Origin of the sequence: Bradyrhizobium sp. STM 3557, assembly GCF_045571465.1 — a bacterium.
Classification (GTDB): Bacteria; Pseudomonadota; Alphaproteobacteria; order Rhizobiales; family Xanthobacteraceae; genus Bradyrhizobium.
The window spans coordinates 2,827,004-2,850,934 of the sequence record NZ_CP120697.1; the positions used below are offsets into that span (position 1 = coordinate 2,827,004).

General features: G+C 60.7%; 11 protein-coding genes and 5 pseudogenes. 10 read left to right on the forward strand and 6 right to left on the reverse strand.

The window, feature by feature from the left end; all coding sequences use genetic code 11:
• Positions 1-118 precede the first annotated feature (118 nt).
• Positions 119-208: pseudogene (locus tag P6U24_RS12840) on the reverse strand (zinc ribbon domain-containing protein); the annotation flags it as partial.
• 2,056 nt (positions 209-2,264) lie between these two features.
• Between P6U24_RS12840 and P6U24_RS12845 the strand changes: the two are divergent.
• The 6 genes and pseudogenes from P6U24_RS12845 (at position 2,265) to P6U24_RS12870 (ending at position 9,142) form a co-directional block, all read left to right on the forward strand.
• Positions 2,265-3,617 (forward strand): transposase, encoded by a 1,353-nt coding sequence (locus tag P6U24_RS12845; protein WP_407154848.1) that lies wholly within the window; start codon positions 2,265-2,267, stop codon positions 3,615-3,617.
• Positions 3,618-3,824: 207 nt separating this feature from the next.
• Positions 3,825-5,224 (forward strand): annotated as a pseudogene (locus P6U24_RS12850) (IS1182 family transposase).
• A 376-nt stretch (positions 5,225-5,600) separates the two neighbouring features.
• On the forward strand, positions 5,601-6,158 hold the full coding sequence (locus tag P6U24_RS12855; protein ID WP_407159473.1) for a DUF305 domain-containing protein: 558 nt from the start codon (positions 5,601-5,603) through the stop codon (positions 6,156-6,158).
• 167 nt (positions 6,159-6,325) lie between these two features.
• A pseudogene (locus tag P6U24_RS12860) lies at positions 6,326-7,754 on the forward strand (IS1182 family transposase).
• Positions 7,755-8,052: 298 nt separating this feature from the next.
• Entirely contained in the window at positions 8,053-8,424 is a 372-nt protein-coding gene (locus tag P6U24_RS12865; RefSeq protein ID WP_407159474.1) for a nuclear transport factor 2 family protein, read from the forward strand.
• 262 nt (positions 8,425-8,686) lie between these two features.
• Positions 8,687-9,142, forward strand: coding sequence for a DUF3237 domain-containing protein (locus P6U24_RS12870; RefSeq protein ID WP_407159475.1), 456 nt, complete (start codon positions 8,687-8,689; stop codon positions 9,140-9,142).
• Between the two features lie 409 nt (positions 9,143-9,551).
• On the opposite strand, the gene P6U24_RS12875 is transcribed toward P6U24_RS12870, so the two are convergent.
• The 4 genes from P6U24_RS12875 to P6U24_RS12890 all read right to left on the reverse strand — a co-directional run bounded on the left by P6U24_RS12875 (position 9,552) and on the right by P6U24_RS12890 (position 15,860).
• A complete protein-coding gene (locus P6U24_RS12875) occupies positions 9,552-10,016 on the reverse strand; it encodes a cache domain-containing protein (RefSeq protein ID WP_407159476.1) in 465 nt (154 codons plus the stop codon).
• A 189-nt stretch (positions 10,017-10,205) separates the two neighbouring features.
• Entirely contained in the window at positions 10,206-11,657 is a 1,452-nt protein-coding gene (locus P6U24_RS12880; protein WP_407159477.1) for a hypothetical protein, read from the reverse strand.
• Positions 11,658-12,801: 1,144 nt separating this feature from the next.
• The gene (locus P6U24_RS12885; RefSeq protein ID WP_407159478.1) at positions 12,802-14,265 is read right to left on the reverse strand and encodes a DUF5939 domain-containing protein; all 1,464 of its coding nucleotides are present in this window, start codon (positions 14,263-14,265) and stop codon (positions 12,802-12,804) included.
• A gap of 431 nt (positions 14,266-14,696) precedes the next feature.
• Positions 14,697-15,860: a DJ-1/PfpI family protein gene (locus P6U24_RS12890; protein WP_407159479.1), complete on the reverse strand. Its 1,164-nt coding sequence runs from the start codon at positions 15,858-15,860 to the stop codon at positions 14,697-14,699.
• Positions 15,861-15,949: 89 nt separating this feature from the next.
• Here P6U24_RS12890 and P6U24_RS12895 point away from each other — a divergent pair, with 89 nt between their 5' ends.
• The 4 genes and pseudogenes from P6U24_RS12895 to P6U24_RS12910 form a co-directional block, all read left to right on the forward strand.
• Complete coding sequence (locus P6U24_RS12895; protein WP_407159480.1) at positions 15,950-16,921, forward strand: GlxA family transcriptional regulator; 972 nt, start codon at positions 15,950-15,952, stop codon at positions 16,919-16,921.
• A 185-nt stretch (positions 16,922-17,106) separates the two neighbouring features.
• Positions 17,107-17,496, forward strand: a complete 390-nt coding sequence (locus P6U24_RS12900) for a serine hydrolase (RefSeq protein ID WP_407160439.1) — start codon at positions 17,107-17,109, stop codon at positions 17,494-17,496.
• Positions 17,385-17,678, forward strand: a pseudogene (locus tag P6U24_RS12905) (IS630 family transposase); the annotation flags it as partial. The gene P6U24_RS12900 and the pseudogene P6U24_RS12905, both read left to right, overlap by 112 nt.
• Positions 17,675-17,878, forward strand: a pseudogene (locus tag P6U24_RS12910) (IS21-like element helper ATPase IstB); the annotation flags it as partial. The pseudogenes P6U24_RS12905 and P6U24_RS12910, both read left to right, overlap by 4 nt.
• 59 nt (positions 17,879-17,937) lie before the next feature.
• Here the strand turns inward: P6U24_RS12910 and P6U24_RS12915 are convergent.
• Positions 17,938-23,808 carry an AAA family ATPase gene (locus tag P6U24_RS12915; RefSeq protein WP_407159481.1) on the reverse strand — a complete coding sequence of 1,957 codons (5,871 nt, stop codon included), beginning with the start codon at positions 23,806-23,808 and terminating at the stop codon, positions 17,938-17,940.
• Positions 23,809-23,931: the final 123 nt, after the last annotated feature.

Genomic DNA, 23,931 nt, shown 5'->3' on the forward strand with positions numbered 1-23,931 from the left:
CTTCTTCGGCGGTGTGCTCGGTGTCGATCTGCGCAGGCCGGCACACTGAATTTCCTGGTGTCGGTCGCCCCGGCGTGCCGGTGGCGTAACCCGATCGATTGAGCCTGGCGCTGTGCGTTCAGCGCTTCCGCTCGGCGCGGCTGAAATTGCTCAAATGGCCTTCCCGGGCCGCCTGTGCCCGCGCGGCCTTCTTGATGCCGGCGCTCTTAACTCCCGGCATGCCGAGAGACGAAGATCGAGGGATGAAGATGGTGCTAGCGATCTGAGGCGGCGGCAGCTCTTTCGCAAAGTACGGAGCACAGGCGCGCGGTGGATGAACTTACCAGGAGATCCTTCGCCGCTCGCGCGAGCAGCTATCCACCTCGGAAAGAACTCCTCCGAACCCCTGGTACGTCTGGCGTCCCAGCCAGAATGGATGAGTTACCAATTCGCTCAGACGAATTGAGCAACCAGAGCGCACACGAAGCTAACTACCAAAATCAATCCCGCCCCACAGCTGATAAGATCAAGGGTCCAAGTTTTGGCGGCGCCGCCAACGAGGTCTAGATGGCAAGCGTGGGTTTCATCGCGGTATGTGTGAAAGCGCATTGAACTCTCCCGATCATCGACATGCTCAATGGCTGCGCGTGTGGCATGTTCCTGGGAGACAGGCATGTCTCCTGAAAAATCTGCCGCCGTGGCAACGCCTCAAATGCCCCACTTCTAAAGGCGGCACGGAGTCTGCTACGTCGCCATTGTTGAAATAAGCGACCTTGGGGGCGTAGCGAGCGGCGTAACCGCCAAGAAAGATGCCGGCGATCACTAGCCATTCGAGCAACCCTAGAGATAACTGCTGAAAGCTCATTTGCCGCTCCGCACTCCCCGTCGGCTCTCGCGCGAAGGTTGCCACTAAATTGCCAAACGCTTCAGCATCACGACAGTCACTTAAACGTCAATTCCCGCTCAATGGCGTGTTCCAATGTATTGTCTCTGGAATAAAAATCTCTGCTCCGCGTCGGCCCCGCCGGGGCCGACGTGTGAGCTGCTTCATACCTGAGGGCGCGGGTGTTGCTTGAGGTGCCCTGCGTCTCTCGGCCACATACACGCGGCGCGTCCTGCCTTCACCCGGCGCGCCCCCGGTCGGGCTTTTGTGGTAACGCGTCTCAGCGGTCACAGGATGAACAACAGCCGTTGCTGCGCACCCCTAACCTCACCGGCGGCGCAGAAAAGGCGGCGGAGCCGATCATCGTTTTGCGCCGCAGAGCACGAGCCACTGATGCGATCAAACCGGTTGCTCCAAAACAGACTGCAGAAACCAGCAGCGCCTGTGCCGCTCTAGTGAACTTAGCTCTAAGCGCGAGTCCGATTGGCGACAGTTCGCCCCTAGAGGGCGGACACGTGACCGCACCCGACCAATCCTGCAAGACGTCAGAGAGAGTTCTTGCCAGAGCGCCGTCCACACGTGACCCGAACCGGAAGTCGACCCTGGGTAACAGCGCGCTTGTGAACGCGAAGATCGGTAAGCTGATCGGTAAGCTCGAAATAAACAGTCTCTGAACTGCCCGTTCGGCTGGGGTTCAGATCAATCTTTTAAGGTCTCCGTCCAGGAATCGAAGGTTAGTGAACACATAAACGTAGTTCCCAGCCGTGGATCCGACTCCACACCGCTTCGTAATCTACGCATAACGAATCTACGCACAATGGAGGAGACGCTATGAGGAAGTTTCGTATCTCGGCTATGCGCAAATATGCGTTCGGCGCCGCAGCAGCAACCGCTCTTTTCGTAATTCCGATCTCCGCCTTTTCCCAATCCGTTGAGTTTGGACCGGGAGGCGTCCGAGTGTACGACGGTCGAGGGGGTCGGCAATGCGAGGAGTTGCGGCGTGCCTGCGAAAACAAGGACATGCTAGGCGAGCGAGGCGAAGGAAATTGCCGCAGATATCGGGAGACTTGCCAAAGACCAGTTCGGAGGGATGTGTGCGGCGAACTGAGACAAGCCTGCCTCTATAAGAACGAGTTGGGCGAACGAGGGGAAGGAAATTGCCGTAGGTATCGCGAGACTTGTAGAGGTCGCATGTAAGGTCGGCGATCTTCGACGTTACAGAGCGATCGGCACCGCTCGGCACCGACCCGTGCACCTGTCCTCCCGAGTGCCGCCACAGTTGGCGGCCTCGTTCATGTCCGGCTGAGATGTCGCCTGTTGGCCGATTCCGTTGAAAAAGTCGGCAGTTGCGACGCAGAGATATCGATGATTCAGTCTGTCTAATTGGGCAGGACTGAAGATCATGATGGGGCATCGGCAAGTCGAACAGGCTGCGTTGTTCTATGAGTTCTCGCTAGAAAGGCACATCCCAGCCGACCACCTCCTGCGGTCGATCGATAGGTTCGTCGACCTGGAGGACCTGCGACGGGAGTTGGCACCGTTCTACAGCAACATCGGGCGGCCCTCGATCGATCCGGAGCTGATGATCAGGATGCTCCTGATCGGCTATTGCTTCGGCATCCGATCGGAGCGGCGGCTCTGTGACGAAGTCCACCTCAATCTGGCATACCGCTGGTTTTGCCGTCTGGGTCTGGACGGGACTGTCCCTGATCACTCGACGTTCTCGAAGAACAGGCACGGCCGCTTCCGTGAGAGCGATCTCTTCCGCCGCGTGTTCGAGGCCGTCTTGCGCCGGTGCATCCGGGAGCGCCTGGTCGGCGGCGAAGGATTCGCGGTCGACGCGAGCCTGATCAAGGCGGATGCCAATCGGCAGAAGGGCATCGAAGGCGACAAGGGGCTTCCACCGGAGGCTGCCAGCCGAGCGATCGATGAATATCTTGCTGTTCTTGATGATGCCGCGTTCGGCGCCGCGACGGAGGTCACGCCCAAGTTTGTGTCGCCCTCCGACCCAGCGGCACGCTGGACGGGAGCGCACGGCGGCCAAGCCTTCTTCGCCTACTCGACGAACTATCTGGTCGACGTCGAGAATGCGATCATCGTCGATGTCGAGGCGACCACGGCGATCCGCCAAGCAGAAGTGTTGGCCGCCAAGCGCATGATTGAGCGTTCACTCGAAAGGTTCGATCTTTATCCAAGCCGGCTTCTCGGCGACAGTGCCTATGGCTCCGCTGAGATGCTCGGGTGGTTGGTCTACCAGCAGGGGATCGAGCCGCACGTGACCGTCTTCGACAAGTCGGCCCGCACCGACGGGACTTTCTCGCGCGAGGCCTTCACCTACGACTATGCTGCGGACGTCTATCGCTGCCCCGATGGCAAAACCCTCACCACCACAGGGAGGCCGGTGAACGACCATAGGACGATCCTCTACCGCGCGAGCAAGCACGATTGTCAAGCATGCTCTCTGAAAAGCAGGTGTTGCCCCAACACCCCGGCCCGGAAAGTTCCACGCTCGATCTACGAGGGCGCTCGCGACATGGCGCGCGAGATCGCAAGCTCATGGGAAGGCCGCACTTCACGCCGGCTCCGCAAGAAGATCGAGATGCTGTTCGCGCATCTCAAGCGCATTCTCAAGCTGGATCGGCTGCGCCTAAGAGGACCGAACGGCGCACGCGACGAGTTCACCCTCGCGGCCACCGCTCAGAACCTTCGTAAGATGGCCAAGCTGATCCCGATGCCTGCACCGACGCCCGCGTGAACCCCACCAAGCCAAATTCGTTCGTGGAACAGCGGTCTTTCGCGACGAAACTACTGCCGACTTTTTCAACGGAATCGGCCCATCTCGGTCCTTCCGACCGGCGCTGAGGTCGTCCGCTTTCAGGATGATTGTGTTGCAAAACTCCCATTGAGACGACTCACGAACCGTGATTCCGTCAACTTAAGGCGGCATTTGCGGGAGCGGCTGATGTTAGGGCGACAGGAGAGCGGACAAGGCCAGTTGTTCTACTCCTTTGACCTCGACAGGGTCGTGCCGAGGAATCACCTGGTACGGCAAATCGACGGCTTGCTTGATCTGAGTTGGGTTCATAAAGAGCTGGCGCCGTTTTATTCGCACACTGGCCGGCCTTCGATTGATCCGGTGCTGATGATCCGGATGCTGATCGTCGGCTACGTATTTGCGCTCCGTTCCGAGCGGCGGCTCTGCGCTGAGGTCCAGGTCAACCTAGCCTACAGGTGGTTCTGCAAACTCGGGATCGAAGACAATATCCCTGATCATTCGGTGTTCTGCCGGGCTCGGCGCGAGCGCTTTCGCGAGAGCGATGCCTTGCGCAGGGTATTTGAGAGTGTGGTCGCAACGTGCATCTCGGCAGGGTTTGTCGGAGGTGAAGCGTTCTCGATCGATGCGAGCCTGATCAAGGCGGATGTGGACAAGATGAAGCGGCTGCCCGGCGATCAGCCGACCGCATGGCCCAAGGCGGAAGAGGCTTCCCACGCGGTTCGCGAGTACATCGCTGCGCTTGATGGGGCGAGTGACGACGAGAACGGCGGTGACTACGGCGGCGGTTCAGGTGAAGGTGGTCGTCGACGCAAGCCTCCCAAGGAAGTCTCGCTCACCGATCCGCAAGCAACGTGGGTAACCAGACCCGGCGTGGATCCATTCTTCGCTTATGGCGCGAACTATTTGATCGACAACAAGGCCGGAATTATCCTTGATGCGGCCGGTACGCGCGCGACCGCGCAGTAGAGATCGCTGTCACCCAGACCATGGTAGACCGCGTTGAGCGTCGCTTCGATCTGCGTCCCCAAAGACTCGCAGGTGACACGGCTTACGGCGCGGTCAAACTGCTCAAATGGCTGGTGGATTGCAACATCACGCCGCACATTCCAGTGTGGGACAGATCGGCCCGTCCCGATGGCACCTTTAGCCGAGCCGACTTCGCCTTCGATCGGGAGCGCAATATCTACGTTTGCCCGGGCGGAGCCCAGCTGACCAGTACAGGCAATATCGATCAGGGACACATCGTCTACTACAGAGCCAGCAAAGGCGACTGTTCAAGCTGTTCATTGAAGCCAAAGTGCACTTCGGCGGTTGCGCGCTAAATCACCCGGGATCTCGATGAAGACGTACGGGACGGCGTTCGTGCGTTAGCCGATACGGAAGCCTTCCAGCAATCGCTCCGCGAGCGCAAGAAGGTCGAGATGCGGTTTGCCCATATGAAACGCATTCTCAAGCTCGACCGGCTTCGGCTACGGGGCTTAAATGGGGTTAGGGACGAAGTGCTGCTGACAGCAACCGCGCAGAACCTCAGGCGGCTCGCCAAGCTATTCTACCGTCTCCCGCCGGCCATCTCGGCGGTCACTTGAACACGATAAGCAGCCCGCAAAGCGCCGATACCGCTAGAACTGAAGGACAACCAAAATAGGAGCCCCCGCAATCCCAAAAACGGTCGGAAGAGTTCCGCACCAAGGCCGAAGCCGCGGAACACAAGCAAGTTAAGGACGCCATGATCAAGATCGCACAGACCTATGACGATCTTGCCAAGCGCGCGGAGAAAATCCGAACCGCCAAAGATTTAGCGGAGTAGGGCCGCCTCAGTTGGCGGCCTCTTTCATTTCCAATGTCGCCCGCTGGCCCCGTTCGGGACCTTCCCGCCAAACCAATGCGACTGACCCAAAGCCGAAATGGCGGCTCCCGAGGAACTCTGCCAAATTCAATGCGTCTCCTCTGAGGAGGTGGCCCATGTCCTACACGCGCTTTTTCGCAATGATTGCGGTCTCGTCCATCGTGATGTTCGTGTTGATGTATCTCAACACCTACGCCTTGGAGCACGTGCGCTTCAGCGAGACAAGAGTCTATATGGCCCTGCTTATGGGAGCGGCGATGGCGATAATCATGCTCAGCTTCATGCTCAGCATGTACAAAAATCGTAGGCTGAATGCCGCAATTCTTGCCGTCGCTCTGATTGTATTCGGGGCTTCGCTGTGGCTTGTGCGCAGCCAGCAAACGATTGGCGACGTCGCCTATATGGAAGCCATGATCCCCCATCACTCGATAGCAATCATGACGAGCGAGCGGGCGCACATCAAAGACCCAGAAGTGAGGAGGCTTGCCGACGGGATCATCGATGCCCAGGTTCGCGAAATCGTCGAAATGAAGCGCAACATCTCCCGATTAGAAGCCAACCCACCGACAGCAAATGCGTCCGATTTGCCGTCGTACCGTAAGCGTGACGAAAAACCCCCTCCTGCGGAGACCGACGAGAGCACTGGCATCCACACTAGCAAAATCCCACGCTGATGTCATCGTTCTAGGCGGGTCGATGATCTTTGTAGTGCGTCGCTCATTGCGTCTGAGCGCCTGAGCTCCTGAGAGGAGTGAAAGCGGGTGAACGTCGGCTGTTGACCCTGGCTGTGTGAAAACGCTGTGCTTCTGTTAAGATTCTCCTGTGATTCTTAGGGGAATCGATGAAGCGCTTCGTTGAAGAGGCGGATCGTGGGCAATGGATGCTATTGCCCGAATGCCTCGATGATTTCATTGACGAGAGTAACCCCGTTCGCGTGATCGACGTGTTTGTCGACGCACTCGATCTGGCCGAGACTGGGTTCGACGGGGTTGAGCCAGCGGCAACGGGATCACCCCTCGGTTCTCCTGAAGCTGTACATTTACGGCTACCTGAACCGAGTGCAGTCGAGCCGTCGGCTCGAACGGGAAGCCGGACGTAATGTTGAGGTCATGTGGCTGCTGGGTCGACTCGCTCCTGATCACAAGACGATCGCGGATTTCCGCAAGGACAATGGCCTGGCGCTTCGCAGGGTCTGTGCGCGCTTTGTCGAACTCTGTCGTGAGATGGGTCTTCTCGCAACGGCGAGTGTTGCCATTGATGGCAGCAAGTTCAAGGCCGTGAACAACCGGGACAAGAACTTCACGCGGGCGAAGGTGCAACGACGCCGTGATCAGCTGGAGGAGAGTGTCGCGCGTTATCTAAGCCAACTTGATACGGCGGACCGGCAGGAGCCGACGGAGGCGCTGGCGACGAAGGTGACGAGACTTAGCGAGAAGCTGACAAAGCTGAAGGAGGAAATGGGCAAGCTCGCTGTCTACGAGACACGAATGCTTGCTTCGCCCGACCAGCAAATCTCGCTGACCGATCCTGACAGCCGCTCGATGGCGACGAGCGGCCGTGGCTCCGGCGTTGTCGGCTATAACGTGCAGGTCGCCGTCGATACCGAGCATCATCTGATTGTGGCGCACGAGGTGACGAACAGCGGCTCGGATCGGGCGCAACTTGCCAGCATGGCCAAGCAGGCGAAGGCTGTTCTAAAGGCCGATGCGCTCACCGCCGTTGCCGATCGCGGTTACTTCAACAGCCCCGAGATCCTCGCCTGCCACGAGGCCGGCATCACGGTAACTCTGCCCAAGCCGCAGACGTCGGGAGCCAAATCAGATGGCCGCTTCGGCAAGCAGGACTTTGTCTATCTACCAGAGGCGGACGCCTATCGCTGTCCAGCTGGAGAGCAACTGCCATATCGCTTTACGGGCGAAGAAGACGGTAAGCGGATTAGGCGCTATTGGACCACTGCCTGCCAGAATTGTTCACTCAAATCCCAGTGCACGACGGGGCCAGAGCGGCGGATTCCGCGATGGGAGCATGAGCATCTGCTCGAAGCTGTGCAGCAGCGCCTCGATGCGAATCCACAAGCCATGCGCCTGCGCCGAGAGACAGTCGAGCATCCGTTCGGCACGATGAAGGCCCGCATGGGGGCGACGCATTTCCTGACCAAAACGCTTCCGAAAGTAGCCGCCGAAATGGCACTCTCTGTCCTGGCCTACAATCTGACACGGGTCATGAACATCATGGGGATCAAGCCGCTGATCGCGGCGATCGTAGCCTGAGAAACGCCCGCGTGCTCGTGGTCAGGACGGACACCCATAAGGCCGTTTTTACACGCCCAAGACCCTGAGCGGACGTTCAACAGAGGCCTCGAAATTCCGTATCAGAACTCTGGCAAAGCGCGCGCAGCGTGAGCCCGGAACGATCTTTACCGAAGGTTGTTAAGCCAAGTTATCTGAGATCGCTCCATCCTGGCATGAGGCTAGCAAGGAGCGCACTTCGTCCACCTTGAGGTCTCCGAGTCTCTCGAAGAGCTATGGTCGGCCTTTTGTTCCGTCGAACTCCAAGAGGAAACATGGCATGACTAAAAGCACGCTCGATCTGGCACGTGCCAGGCTAAAGGCATACGTCGATAAGAATCGGACAGCGATCGAAGCGCTTCTTGCGGAGGATTATCACTTCTCAAGTCCGGTCGACAATGAGTTGGATCGTGCGACTTATCTGCGCCGCTGCTGGCCCAACAGTGAAAAGACCAGTTCGTTCGATGAAGTCATCGCGGCCGAGGCCGGAAACCGAGCAATCATCGTCTATGAGGCAGCTGCCGCAGGAGGCCACAGGTTTCGGAATTGTGAGGTAACCACCACTCGCGGAGACAAGATCGTTCGGGTGGAAGTCTACTTCGGATGGGATATGCCTCACAAAGCTCCGAAGGGCGGCTTTATCGAAAAATGACAGCGATGGTCACGCTTAGCCGGATGCTGGTCCAACTACCATCAACAACACGACTGCATCCGGAGTGCGGTCAGCCGCCCTGCCATTTCGTTGTGCAATGAGCCTGCGATGCGCTCCCTCTTGAAGCGGAGCCTGCAGTATTCCGTACGTCCCCTCGTGGGCCCAAAGCGGAATTGCGGAACTTTGCCAAACCTCCGTGAATTAACTGATTGATGGCGCCTCAAGAAGGCGTCCTTTCCAGCCATCTTTCCGAGGTCCGACCATGGAACTGGCGGAGGAATTTTTCTACCGCGTGAAGACGACAGGTCCGTTAAAGACTACGAAGGGCTCGCCGCATGGCGAGCGAAATTATTGGATTGTCAGCGATGCGGAGCTCGACGGTCCCAGGATCAAGGCCCGTATTGCGGCACCTGGAAGCGATTGGATGCGGGTATCGGACGACGGCTTCTGGCGGCCGGATGTACGCGTTCCGTTTCAAACCAGCGACGGCGACACTGTGCTGATGCACTATACCGGCCTAGTTCAGCAAACGACCGCTTTCAAGCAAGCAGCCGCAGCAAATCAGTCAACTGACTGGAAGGACCAGTATATGCGTCTGACACTGCGCTTCGATACAGGTGCGGAGCGCTATGCTTGGCTGAATACGTCACTGTTCGTGGCCAAAGGCCGTTTGCTCGGTACCGGGAGCATCGAGTACGCCGTCTACCGCATAACGTGAGGCTGCCACCACCAGGCCTACGGGCGGGCATATCTTGCAATGTCACCTTTTGGCCCCGTCTCGGACCTTCAGGTCGGCGCCGACGATGTCCGCTCTCGGGGCGATTGTGTTGAAAAAGTCGAAATATTGCGTCAGTAAAAATCGGCACAAAGCGAGTAGATCGCCGACTTCAGCTGGCGATGCCCTTTTAGAGTGCGTAGGAAGACGACCGAACGACTCTGCTCGGGTGAGGCGATCCCCCAGGTCTGAAAACCTGAAGCGCACCGGCGGCGCTTGGAAAGAGGTCTAAACGCTGGAGTGGACTTTTTCAACACTATCGGCCTCGAACGGCCACTGGGCGCAGCAGCAGCGGGTCGAAGAGAGGGCGACATAGGTTGCCGCCCCCCAACTGTCGCGGCTTGTGATTGGTCTACTTGTAGTATCCGACGCCGCAGGCGAGTTCACCGACCTTGGTCACGAAGCTAATCTTCGAGAACATTGGCTCGGTGGTGCCGGGTTTGGGAAACTTATAGTTCTTAATCTCAGTTATTTCGCCCTCCGGCTTTTGACCAGCGGCGTAGAGTTCCAGTCCATAGTTATTGCCGTCTGAGTCTTTAAGAGATTTGACATCAGTCCCAGCCTTGACCGCCTTGGGAGTAGCAAGTGCTTTTCCATCGGCAATTCTAAAGCAGAATGGATAAAGATCACCGTCTAAAAATCCACCTTCTCCCTTGACGAACATGATCAGTGCCAAGGTCTGATCGGCCTTGACGGCGGCAACGGCCTTCTGAAGCATAGCTTTCGCTTCTTCTGGACCTTGTCCGCCCGCGAAAGCGGTGCTTGAGAACGCGAGAGCCGCGCCCGACACTGCGCTAATTATTAGCGTACGAAGCATGGACTTTCTCCTTGGTTGGCTCGCGCTCCTTGGTTGGCTCGCGGGGCATACAGCACCGGCACGCTACGAATCGGTCAATCTCAGCGGATCCAGCCCCGGACATCATCCGGGGCTTTTTTCTTGGCGTTCACAGGGCGCCGTTCGATCGGATCACGGGATTGAGGATCGTCCGGTGGCCTACGGCTTGTTTCAACGACCCTGGCCGACGGTCATCCTCGATTGCATGTCGTCTGCAATCCGGTCCGCGATCCTGTCCGCAAGGTCGGTCCTCACCGCATCCGCGAGCTTCTCCCGGATGGCGTTGCGGACGGCATCGCGCTGCTCGGGCGTGAGCTGCTGGATCGCGGCGGCTACGTCGTCGCCAACCCTGGGTGCGATCCTGCTCTGGATTGCGTCCGCAAGCCGCTCTCTGACGGCGCTGCGAAGAGCATTCCGTTGCTCGGGCGTGAGCGCTGCCCCGCCACCGGTCGCCGCACCGACCGTACCTGCCGCCGCCGTCCCTCGCATCCGCTCCGCAACATTGTCGGCAAACCGATCCCCGATCGCCGTCGAGGCCTGGTCTGCAAGCCTGTCCCTGATGACGTTGCGAATGGCATTCCGCTGATCCGGCGTGAGCTGAGTGGAGCCAGCCGCCTCCTCGCCAATTCGGTCCGCGAGTCGTCCTCGCATCTCGTCCGCAAGATTGTCCCTGACGGCGCTGCGGATGGCGCTCCGCTGCTCGGGTGTGAGCTGGCCGGCCGCCAAGGCGCCGATGTTCCCTCGCTGCTCGGCCAGCCCGTCCACGATCCTGTCCGCAACCTGCGCCCTGGCCGCGTCCGCAAGTCTCTCCCGGAGGGCGCTGCGGATGGCGCTCCGCTGCTCGGGTGTGAGCTGGGCCGCGCCGGCCGCATCGTCGGCAAGCTGGTCGGCGACCCTTTCTCGCATCGCGTCCGCAAGCCGCTCTCTGACGGCGCTGCGAAGGATGTTGCGCTGCTCGGGCGTGAGACCTGCTGACCCACCGCCTGTCGCTGCACCGACCGTGCCCGCACCCGCGGTGCCACGCGTTCGCTCCGCGACCCGATCCGCGAGATTGTCCGCGACCTCGGCCCTCACCGCGTCCGCAAGCCGATCGCGGATCATGCTTCGGATGGCGCTGCGTTGTTCGGGCGTCAGCCGCGTCGCGCCGGCCGCGTCCTCGCCAACCCGATCGGCAAGCCTGCCTGTCATCTCGTCCGCGAGCCCCTGCCTGATGGCGCTGCGAATTACGTTCCTCTGGTCAGACTGGGGTCCGGCCGCGCCGGTCGTCCCCGCGGCTTGCGACTGATCCGAAATGCGGTCCACAAGGTTGTCGGCAATCTCCCCCCTGACCTCATTCACAAGTCGCTCCCGGATGGCGCTGCGGATCGCGTTCCGCTGCTCGGGCGTGAGCTGGGTCGTGCCCGCCGCATCATCGGTGAGCCGATCCGCAACTCTGTCTCGCATTTCGTCCGTAAGGTGGTCCTTGATGACGGCGCGGATTGCGCTGCGCTGCTCGGGCGTAAGCCCGGTCGTGCCACCCTGCGACTGCGCCGATGCCGTCCCGACGCTGAGCAGCATGATTGCGACTATCGCAGAGGTGACGAGCAACGTCTTCGTATACTTCTTGCTGGACTCTGATCTCATTGACTTCCTCCTTCTTTCTTCTTCACTCCTTACATCTGTTCTGATCGATAGCAGGCCGACCCGGTTCGGGCTGGGTATGGCTTGGCATTTTCGAAAGGCGCTTCATTTCTGCGGACGATCGGCAGCTACCTTTCAAAACTGTTAATTGGCTCGGTTGCCTCCGCTTGATGGAATCTCCGGGCCCGGTCGCTGCCCTCACGGCCATCAACCAATAGTGGCCCTTATCGGATGCAGAAGCGGCGCATTGCATGCTCTGTTCGGAGCTATGACGGCAATGCTCGTAACCGCAACGTCAGCCAACGCCGCGTCGCAGGATTGATCTGGATCAAGCTGGCGCCGTTGCGTCGCTCGGCGCAAGCGATATTGGCCTCAGGGAAAGATTGACCTGACCGGCGATTGGTAAAAGCTGTTTGATATACGTCAAATTGAACTGCCGAAATCTGCTCATCGTGCACAGCCGCAAGGGAGCCGATGCGATGCTTGCAAGGGAGCCGATGCGATGCTTGTCAGAATTCATGAATATGCGGGCAAGAGGTCAAGATCGTCGAAATAGATGCTGTAACAGGCACGAACGTGATCTGCAGTGAGTTCGGATACGACCGGACGCTGAAATGTCTTGGCATGGACAGTTAGCAGAATACACATATCAGGTTAGCGAAGCCGCCGTTCGGAGCTACAAGCTACTTCCCGATGGTCGTCGCCAGATCAACACGTTTCATTTGCCAGGTGACGTCTGCGGCGCATCGGTTACCACCGAGGCTATCGTCGACACCACAGTTCGGCTCGCAAACCGGAGGAGCTTGTTTGAAGCGCGGGCGAGTGGCAACTTGCCACTGACGAATAACGTCCTAAAGCTCGTCGCCAAAAACCTACAGCACGCCAATGATCGCCTCTCCCGCGCGCCCTTTCGGCGTGGCCCACGCCGGGGCGCCACCAAATTCAGTGAGGCCACCCTGGTTGGCAGGCTGATGTCGGCTGATTGCCCATAGCCGAAGATGGCGTCGCGGCAGACTGTGTTGTGCGTGATCGCGTGGGGACGCCGGGTCTTTGGAGTTTGGACGGCGGTGCTAGCGGAAGCGTCGCCAAATGTCTGAAGCAGAACTCGGCCGGAATGGTTGCGTTGAGCGGATCGAGGAACCGGACGCTACGATCGGGCCGTGACGCGATAGACGCGTGCATTGCCCTCGACACCGCGCAGCGGCGCGTCGAACTCCTCGACATCGTGGCCCGCCAGCAGTTGGCGAACGCCGGCTGCCGTGTAGAGGGCTTCCGTCAGACAGATCTCGCCGGCATCGGCGAATGCCTGCACCCGAGCGGCTATGTTCACGGTCTGACCGAAATAGTCGAGATTCTCGTTGAGGGTCACGGCAATGGATGGCCCGCAGTGGGCGCCCATCTTGAGAATGATGGCGGGCTGGCCGTGTTCGCGGTTGAACTGGCCGATTTCCTGCAAGATGTGGAGCGCCGCCGCCACGGCGTCGACCGGTCGCGAAAACGCCGCCATGACGGCGTCGCCGATGGTCTTCACGATGGCGCCGGCATGCCGATGGGCGACTGCGTCGAGCAGCGCGAAATGCTCCCGGACCAGCGCATAGGCATTGAGATCCCCGAGATGCTCGTAGAGAGCGGTCGAGCCTTTCAAGTCGGTGAAGAGGAGCGTCACTTGCCGGATGCCGAGGCCTTCCTCCTCGTCCACGCGCTCGGAGCGGAAGAGCTTGCGGAAAGTCTGCCGCGTCAGCAGCATGCCTCCGGAGACGTAGGGGTCGAATTCGAGAGTCGGCTTCTCTGGCATGGCCACGACTTCAGGTGGCCAGTTGATCAGGAGTAGCGAGCCGCGCTTGGGGCCGGTGTTGCTGATCTCGAAGACCGCGGCCCCCGACGGCACGGCCGAAACGGCGGATGTGAAACGCTGCCCATCGTAGGTGATGCGAACGATGGTCGGAGTGTCGGGTGTCAGTCCGGCAGCGGAGGAGTCCACGACCGGAAGCATGAAACCAGCCTGCGTCTGGACGTTGACGCCTGAGAGGGCGCCGGGCCCAACCTTCGCCTGCAGCGTCGTTGTCACGCCAGGTGGCAGATATGTCATGCCGCGCACGAGGGTTCGCAGGACGTCAACAAACCGGGTTTGTCCGCCGGGCAGCCGCCCGCTGTCGGCGAATTTCAGCTTCCAGTGCAGGTCTTCGATCGAGAGGTTGTCGACGTCGTGCAACGCAAGACGCCGGACTTGCGGCGAGACGGAGAAGGAAACCTCGATGAAGTCGTCGAGGTCCGTCTCACCGTCGATATCGCACAGTCCGCAGACGAAATGGCTCCGGAGCGCGCGCAGCTTGCCGAAGCTTTCCAGCACCAGGCCGGAATGAGGGCAGAGAATGTCCCAATGCAGGTCGACCAGTCCGGTGCGAGCAGCGTGAAGGAACAGATCGATCGACTCCGGCTCAGCCACACCGCGATCGCGAGCGAAGGCCAGGGGATTGGCGCGGAAGACGCTGACCTCGTCGCCGCTGCGGATCAGCGCTTCGAATTTGGAGATGACGCGCGGGCTCCAGGCGCGGGCCTGCTCGATCTCGGTCATCTTGATCTCGAGAAGCCGTTCGTCAATGGATGTCATCGCCAGCTCCTGACGGCAACAATCAATCAGCTTCGCAGAGCGACGCGGACTATCCGCCGCCAGCCCGGCTACAAATCATAACACAGTGGCAGCACGTCCTGCTGCACCAATCCGGTCATGTCGCACATGATCAGGTACGAGGGTGTGGTGGCGTTCGGGACAGGTCCGGTCTGGCCTTCTCTGCGGAGGTGCCAGAGCGATTGGACCACTTCGGCCTCCGTCCAATTGCGGACTAGCTCAGGCTCGTCGACTCTGCTCGTTTGCCCTCGCGTCGGTAACATCAGCTTCAGCTGAGCATCACTCTCGAATCAATTAGCTTCGGCACTAAAGCCCGATCTGGAGAGGAGTGGCGAGCGCGTTGTCTATCGTGATCTGGTAGCCGCAAGTCTGACGCTTCTTGTCCTTTGTCTACGCCACTGGGACGGCATTGCTCAGCGCGGCCCAATTGCTGTCTGTCCCAGGTCGGGATACTCAAGCTGCATCGCGACCATATAGGCCGTGGGCATGCCGTAACGCAGGCCGATGGAATGAAGGGCTTCGTCCAGAGTTCCTACAGGGTGGCGATCAGTAATCGCCAATAGACGGCGCTCTTCCGGCCTCCCGGTCGCAACCCGGTCGGGCAGGACGCGGACGCCATTTCGGGTCTCAACTGCTTCGGCCGTGGCGGCGAAAGTCTCCGCGCTCGACCGGTAGGTCCGCGACCAGGCATCCGCTATCAACGCAAGCGACACCTCGTCCACACCCGGCTTCAGCCAAATGCCAAATCTTTCCCAGTTCCAGAAGGTGAGCGTGTTCAGAAGTGCGGTCATTGCGAATGGACGCGTGAACTTGAACGCGGCACTCGCATGCCGCGCGTCCCAGTGGTCGAGCCCGAGGTCGCGCGCCACCGCGTCCGCCTTGTCCCGGCCGGCAATCGCCTCGATCAGCGTCAGCATCATCGGCATGCTTGCGGTGATGCCGGTGGTCGTCGTCACTCCGTCGTCCGACACCATCCGCCGATCTGCAACGTACTTGATCGTCGGGTTTCGTTTCAGCATCTCGCCGACGTAGTACCAATGGGTTGTGGCCCGGCGGCCGTCGAGCAGTCCCGCCGCCGCGACCACTTTGGCCCCGGCGCAGACGCCGATGATCTTCGCGCCCTTCTGCGACTGCGTCCGCAGCCAAGCGAGCACGGCCGGATCGTCGTCGCGGCTCATGGCCGGCACGATGACGTAGTCGGCGCCTTCCGGGTGCGATGCGTCGAACGCGGCAATGCTCGCATCGGGCTCAACCCTCAGCACAGGGTAGAGCTGCACCGGCCCGGGGCCCGTCGACAGCATCATCACGTTGGCCACGTCGGCGCGCCGCAGGATTCCCGTCGGCATCAGGTAGTCATTGGTTTCGGTGGCGTCGTTGATGCCCACGACGACTATCAGGGGCCGATCCCCCTTCGGCGGCCTGAGCGCTGCGAGCATCGCGTCCTCCTCGGCTTTTGGGACCGGCGTCGCCTGGGGGGCGGTCGGAAGCGGCAAGCTGCTCAGCCAGAGGCCAAAGCCTGCTAGCGAGAGTGTTGCAAACGCCAGTCCACCCCACATGACGTATCGCAGCAGCACCATCGGATTTCTCCGGACAGGGTAGAGGGCCCTACCAACATATTCGACGGCGCCTTCTGGCGGAAACGACAAAAATCTCGTAATTTCTGCCAATGCATCGTGTCGTGTTCGCCGTCTATCCAGCGTTCGAAATCCTCGATGTGTCGGGGCCGAGTTCCGCGTTCAACAGCGCCAACCGCGCTTTGGGAGTCCTTGGGAAAGCGCGCTTCTACGAGATTGAGCTGGTTTCCAAGTGTGGCGGACCCGTCGCGAGCAGCAGCGGGATCGTCATCAACACACGTGCCATCGACCAGCTTTCCTCCAAGCCGATCGGCACCTTGCTGATCCCAGGTGCCGAGCGGGAACCGCTTCTCGACGCGATATCGGATGCAGCTATGGGACAAACACTTCCGCAAATCGCAAGCAAAGCCAGAAGATTCGGCTCGGTCTGTACCGGCGTCTTCTTCCTGGCCGCACTTGGACTGCTTGATGGCAAGCGGGTCGCCACCCACTGGGACGCCTGCACATCGTTGGCTGAAGCCTTTCCTTCGCTGAACGTCGATCCCGCCGCTCTTTATGTCATCGACGGGCGGCTCTGGACGTCGGCGGGGGTGACGACTGGCATCGACATGGCCTTAGCGATGATCACTCACGATCTTGGCGCGACCATTACCGGTGAGGTCGCGAAACGGCTCGTCCTCTATGCACGACGACCAGGCTATCAATCCCAGTTCAGCTCATTGCTGCAAGCGCAAGTGAAGGCCGACAGCCCGTTCGCCGATCTGCTCGGATGGATACATTCTAATCTCGATGCACCGCTGGACGTACCGGCGCTGGCAACACGCGCGGGACTGACCGAGCGAACGTTCCATCGCAAGTTCGCTGCGGCGACCGGGGAGACGCCGGCCCGCTTCGTCGAAATTGTACGGCTGGACGCGGCGCGCATGCTCCTTTCGCGCGGTCTGTCGCTAAAGGCCGTGGCCGCGCAGGTGGGACTGTCTCCGCCGGCAAGACTTTCCGAAGCCTTTGAGCGCCGGTTCGGTGTCTCTCCGCGTCTGTTCCGCGAGATGCACGCCGAACCCTGATCAGCTGCCACAGCGCAGGAGCATCTCTATTCTATCTCCGGGCCGAGCGTGCTGACGGTGGTAAATGGGCGTTCCTGCGCGGATGCTGCCGCTTGTTACCCTGCTCTCACTGATTGCGAGCCCCGCTTATGCTCGCCCGAGGTGAGAGGCTCTTTGCGGCACTGGGACAGTCGATCGGACAGGGAATGCGACAAGAGCACATCCCCTCACTCGCAATCGCGATCGTCGGACAGGACGGGGCAGTATGGAGCAAGGGCTTTGGCTTCGCGGATCTCGGCAGGACGAAGGCGATGACGCCCGACACCATCTTCCCGGTCGGCTCGATCAGCAAGCGATGGGCGCGGACGGGCGAACTCGGCTCAGAAGAGAGGAGTCCTATGGCCGTCCCGACCCCCTCGCCGGCGGAGGAAGGCGTTCGCCCGCTTGCGCGCGGATTGCCTGGCATGAAAGCAGACTCGAGGCTGAGACCGGCAGCGTCGAACCTGGCCAGATGGGTGGCCATAAGCCCAAGGCGATCTCGGGCGAGTATGCCGTTTGGCTGCGACAACGCATCAGAGAGAGCGACTTCACCTTAAGAGGGCTGGTCGCCGAGCTTGCCGAGCGCGGCTTGAAGGTCGATTACCGCTCGGTGTGCGAGTTCGTCTACGCCGAGAAGCTCAGCTTCAAAAAAGGCATGGTGGCTGGCGAACGCGATCGTCCTGACGTCGCGCGGCGACGAAGCCAATGGACGAAGTACCAAGATCGCGTCGACATCGCCTCACCCACTGCTGTGACATCATCGAAACGGGAACGATAGTTGGCGCTTCAAGAGTCGCGAAGACGATCACGTACCAACCCGCGCTCGCGGCGTCTCCGCAACCCCGACCAGCTCCGACGCCGCGAGCGCTACCGCCGCACGCGTGGCCGGAGGGGGCAGAATTGGATGCCGATCGGGGGTCATTTTTGAACGCCGATTGACACATCGGAACTGGCGTGAACGCCGGAGCGGGGTCTCAAAAAGCAACCATGCGGGATCGTCACGACGCGCTGCCCGGATGGGCAGGCACTGTGAAGTGGAAAATCGCGCCATGGGGTGCATTGGCGGTCACCCACAAGCGCCCGGCATGCGCTTCGATGATCGAGCGGCAGATTGACAGTCCCATCCCCAGACCGCCAGGTTTCGTCGTGTAGAAGGGGTCGAAGATGCGCTTGAGAGTGTCCGGGGCCAATCCTGGTCCCGAATCCTTCACCGCGACGATAATGCCGTCAGATTCGGCCCGAGCGGTCGTAATGAGCACGTTTCGCGATCCCCTCGCGACCGTGCCCATGGCTTGGATGGCATTGACCATCAGGTTGAGGATCACTTGCTGCAATTGGACGCGATCACCTTCGACGAGTGGCAAACCGTCTCCGAGTTCCGTCTGCACCGCGACGTCGTTCTTCACCGCTTCGCTCCGGACGAGCTCGATCACGTCCCTGATCGCCTCGTTGATATCCAGGCGATCCTTCACTGGCGGTGCTTTTTTGATGAGATCACGTATTCGCCCGATGATGTCGCGGGCTCGATCGGTGTCGTTCACAATACAACCGAGCGTGTCCCTGGCTCTGGCAACATCTGGCGGGCTTCTGTCCAAGAAATGCAGGGCGGCATCGGCATTCAACGATGCGCCAGCGATCGGCTGGCTTACTTCATGGGCGATCGAGGCCGTGAGCTCACCCATGGTGGCGAGGCGGTTCGCATGCGCCAATTCCCTTTGCATCTCCCGCAAGGTCTCTTCGGCCCGCTTGCGCTCGGTGGTGTCCCGTCCGACGCCGCGATAACCGATGAAGCGCCCTGCTTTGTCGAGGACCGGCAGTCCCGAGATGGACACGTAGCGTTTGCCGCCGTCAGGCGTAGGCCGCGCCAGCTCGAAATCACGGAACGGCAGGTGGGCATCGAGCGTCTCCCGGTGCTTGCGCCAGGCCTCCGCATCAGGCTCCAAATAGGGCACTTCCCACCACGTCTTCCCAATTTCAGAGCCAGGCGCCGGCGCGTCGGGAAGACCTTCGCCGAACTCCTGGCGGGTGAAGCGATGCCGTGCATCGGATTCCCAGTACACGTCGAAGGAGAATTGTACAAGAGTGCGAAAGCGCTCCTCGCTTTCCCGCAGTGCCTCTTCCGACCGCTTGCGCTCCGTCAGGTCGACGACAAAGGAGACGCCGTAATCTCGTTGCTCGTCGAATGCAGCCATGCCGATCAAAACGGGCACGCGGCTGCCGTCCTTGCGGAAATATTCCTTCTCGAACGGCTGCACGCTCCCCATCATCTTTAGCTCCGGGATCCACAATCGCACGTGGCGGTCGAGCCACTCCGGCGGTGTAAGGTCAGTCCAGCGCAGGCAGCCCGAAATGAGATCCTCGCGATCGTATCCTACGATGCGGAGAAACGCATCATTCGCCTCCAGAATCCGACCTCCAAGCTCCCAGATGATAATCCCGATGATGTTGGCCTCGACCAGGCGCCGAATCCTAGCCTCGCGTTCTGCGAGATCCTGGTACAAGTGGGCATTCTCCAGCGCGATTGCCGCCTGCGAGGCGAGCAGCTTTAGCACCGCGATCCGACCCGGCGCGAAGACATGCGCAGCCAGATTGTTCTCCAGGTACAGCACGCCGATGAAATTCGCATGAGCGATCACCGGCAGGCCGAGAACAGAGCGCGCTTGGCGCTTAATGATGTAGGGATCCGCTGAAAACGGTTTCTGGGCTGCGGCATCATCGAGAATGATGCTCTCCCGCGTACGCAAGATGTAGTGGAGGATCGCCTCCGGCAGGAGCGCTGCGGTCACGGGCTCGTTGCGCAGCTGCACGACGACCGTGTCGCCGTCGGTGGTCGCTTCGGCGGCAATGCGCAACTCGGCCCCGTACGACAGAACCAACAGGCCGCGCTCGGCGCCCGCGTGCTCGATAGCGGTGCGCATGACGGTGGTGAGCAGCTTCTCCCGGACGATTGCGCCCGAGACCGCTTGCGACAACTTGATGACGGTGGCGAGGTCGAGCTGCTCCAGGGGGGTCCCGATCGTGCTCGTCGGGGTGGGCACCGCTGTTTCCTCTGCCAGGTGGGCATAGACGCGATCGAGTTGCCGCACCTTGCCATCAGCCCCCCACCGCAAATAAGCACGCCGAGCGTCGGCCAAGTACGCACGAGCGATCCTCTCAAACCCGCGCGCCGCATAGAAGCGTGCGGCGAGTTCGTTGGCAAGCGCGTCGTTTTGAACAAAGCCATTGGCGCGGGCCGAGCGGATAGCGTGCTCATAGAGACGCTCGGCATCGAGTTCGCGGCCCTCCAAGCGGGCGACCTCCGCCTCGACAAGCGCAGCGCGATTCTCGAAATTCTCCGGACAATTCTTTGCCCAGATTTGGATCTGTCGCAGGTGCGCCGCCAGTGCCGCGAGGTACTCCCGGCGCTGGGCAGGCGCGGCGGAGGCGCAGGCCATCGCGAGGGACAATGCACCATAGAATTCGTATTCGGCAGTTTCGAGCTGCGATATAGACGTCCACAGCAGCCGCTGCGCCCTTTGTGACGCCTCAATCGCAGCCGCGTAGTCGCCTGCAAAAAAGCGCGCCTGCTGCTTTCGGATCCAATACCAGCAGTCCGCTCGCATGAGGTTGGCATTCTCGGCGAACCGGCGCTCAGTCTGAAGCTCTTCAAACTGCTCATCATCGAAGGAGCCGAATTTCGACGTCAGCCCCCGCAGGGTCCGGATGAGCTGCAGTTGGCTGACGACAACGTCAACGACCAGCCCGAACTGTGCCGCTTTCGCAAACGCGAGGCCACTCTCGACTTCACGTTGCACCTCGGCGAGCGGGTCACCAGCCGCGAGCAGATTCGAATTCAGATTGACGCGGGCGTACGCGGCGAACGTGAGATCGCCGGTCTTGTTTGCGACGTCGAAAGCACGAAGCAGCGAATCACGCGCACTCCGGAGATGTCGCGTCCATGGCGCGAGGTGCGCTCCGAAGAGCATGTAGCTCTGCGCATGAAATCGCGTCAATCTGCGCCGTTCGACCCATTCATATCCGAGCAGACCAAATCGAAATCCCGCCTCGTAGTCGCCGAAGCGAGGACCGGCAATCATCCCAAGCCTCATATAAGCAACGCACGAGGCATCGCAGTTTCCGTGCTCAAGGCTGAGATTAACCGCTCGACAAACGGCCAAGGAAAAGAGGTTTAAATCCGTAAATAGTGCAGGCGGCAGCAGCCTGGTCAGCACGCTCAAAGTCGCGAGGGACACCGGATCACTCATTAAGGGCAGATCGATCAGAGCCTCGATACGGCGCCCGCCAAGTTGGGACCGAACGCGGTCGTATTCACCTCGCGCCTCCTCCTCTGTCGGATGGGGTGGCCAGTCGATGGTCAGGTGGCGGAGGTAATCGAGAGCAACAGCAATTGCATCGCTGCTCCGATCGAGCCTCGTGTACAGGTCGATGCGCAGGCACGAGACCGTGGCTAACTCGACAGGGCCGGCCGCACGGGCTGAGAGAGCCATCAGGCGTCGCTCCGCTTCCGCCAGCGCGCCAGTCAGGAACTCGCATTCTGCCCGGTTGATCTCCAGCGAGAAGGCAAGTTCATGCCTGCTATCCCAGCAATCCTCCGGCAACAGGGCCGCGCCGGCATTGAGATAGGTCAGAGCCGAGTCATAGGCGGTGGACGCTTTGGCGCGCTTGGCTGCGAGCAGGTTGAGCTCGGTCAGCTTTGCTTGTTCGTCTCGTGAGGTGATCAACGCAACGCCGCGGTTGAGCTGATTGACAATGTCGAAGATCACGTCCCCGTGCTGTTCTGTGGGAGTATTCGCCGCGAGCAGCCGGCCGATGGCGAGATGGGCTTCCGCACGCTCGGCTTCCGGTTTGCTTGAATAGGCGGCTTCCTGAACCCGGTCGTGGGTGAATCTGTAGTAGCCTTGCCGTTGCTCGACCAGCTCCTCGTGCGCGGCTTCCCACAGCGCTGCGTCGACTTCAGCCGCCGATCTTCCCAGAACGAGGGCCAACAGCGTGATCGTGGCGGTATTACCGAGACAGGCGAGCTGCTGCAACGCTGCCTGCGTGCTGGCCGGAAGGCGCGCGAGTTTGCCGACCATGAGGTCCACCACATTGTCGGTATAGCCCTTGGCGCGAATGAGATCGAGATCCCACGTCCAGCACGACGACGTATGATCGAACGCAAGCAAATGCTCCTCGACGAGCTCGTAAAGAAACTGGATGGCGAAGAACGGATTGCCGCCCGTTTTCTCCTGCACCAACTGCACCAGGGACGCGGCATAACTCGGCTCGCAACGCAACGAGTCGGCGATCAGCTGCCCGACATGCTCGGTGGCAAGCGGCGCCAGCGCGATCTCCTCGACGATGCCGCTGCGGTTCTTGATGGCGGCGATCTTGCGCCGCAGCGGATGCGCGGCGTCGACCTCGTTATCGCGGTAAGCGCCGATCAGCAGCAGATGGCTCACATCCGCCTGAGTCAGCAGATCCTCGAGCAGGTCCAGCGTCGCCGAGTCGAGCCATTGCAGGTCGTCGAGGAATAGCGCCAGCGGATGCTCCGGTTGCGCGAAAACGCCGATGAACTGCCGCACCACTTGATGGAAGCGCCGTTGCGCATCCTGCAGAGCCAGGTCGGGTACCCGCGGCGGCTCGCCGATGATGAGCCTCAGCTCGGGGACGAGGTCCACCAACAGCCCGCCGTTCGGGCCTAACGCCTTGTGCAGGGCATCGCGCCAGGGCGCCAGCTCGACCTCGCTCTTCGCCAGAAAGCCCCGGAGCAGGCTGCGGAACGCCTGCGCCAGTGTGGCATAGGGAATGTCGCGCTTGTATTGGTCGAATTTGCCGTCGGCGAACAGGCCGCGCGAGGGCACCAGCACCTTGTGCAGCTCGTTGACGACAGCTGACTTGCCGATGCCGGCGTATCCCGACACCAGCACCAGCTCAGGCGTACCGCTCTGGACCATGCGGTCGAAGACCGCGAGCAGGACTTCGATGTCTCGCGCGCGCCCATAGAGCGTCTCGGGGATGAGCAGCCGGTCCGCGATGTCGCGCTCGCCCAGGGGGAAGTCGTCGATCGCCTGCCGAGCCTCCCAGGCGGCGAGGCAGCGCCGGAGATCGCTCTCCAGACCGGTCGCGGTCTGATAGCGCTCCTCGGCGGTCTTGGCGAGCAGCTTCATGATGATGGCCGAAAGGATATTGGGCACTTGCTTCCGACGCTCGGCAGGCGGCACAGGCCTCCTGGCGATATGGCAGTGCACCCATTCCATCGGATCGGCTGCGGTAAAGGGGGGCGCGCCGGCGAGCATCTGATAGAAGGTGACGCCCAGCGCGTATAGATCACTGCGCGCGTCGATCGAGCGGTTCATTCGTCCGGTCTGCTCGGGTGCCATATAGGCGAGGGTGCCGGCGATGGTTTCAGGCGGTTCGGGTGATTGGCGCTCGCGCGGGAGTCGCGAGGCAATGCCGAAACCCGTGAGTCTGACTTCGCCGGTCGCGCGATTCACGATGATGTTGTGCGGCTTGATGTCTTTGTGCACGAGCCCACGCTGATGGACCTTGCCGAGAGCCGCCGTGATGTTGACGGCGAGATGCAAGAAAGTTCCCACTTGCATGGGCGCTTGGAGCTGGCGCTCCAGCGGCTCGCCGCCGGGATCCTCGAGCAGCAGCACGGGCCGGCCGCCCTCACTGACAAGTTCGAGTGGCCGCAAGGTCCAAGCGCTGTCGAGTTCGTCCTTTAGTGCATATTCCTGAGCCAGGCGATCCCGGCTCGTCGATGGGGCGTGCTCGGCGGGAAGCACGGCCAGCACAGTTTTGCGGCCACCATCGGAGCCCTGGCGCGATGCCCGGCAAAAGATGTGGTCGTCGTCCTCCCATAACACCTGGAAGTCGCTGTCCATGCGCGCCGAACCGGAAGACTGGGTTCAACTGCTGGCCTCTACGGCACCCGATGTCGGATGGCGAGATACCCTGTTGAGCTCGTTGAACAAAATCAAGTCTGCCACAGATGGAGCGGTGTGGCC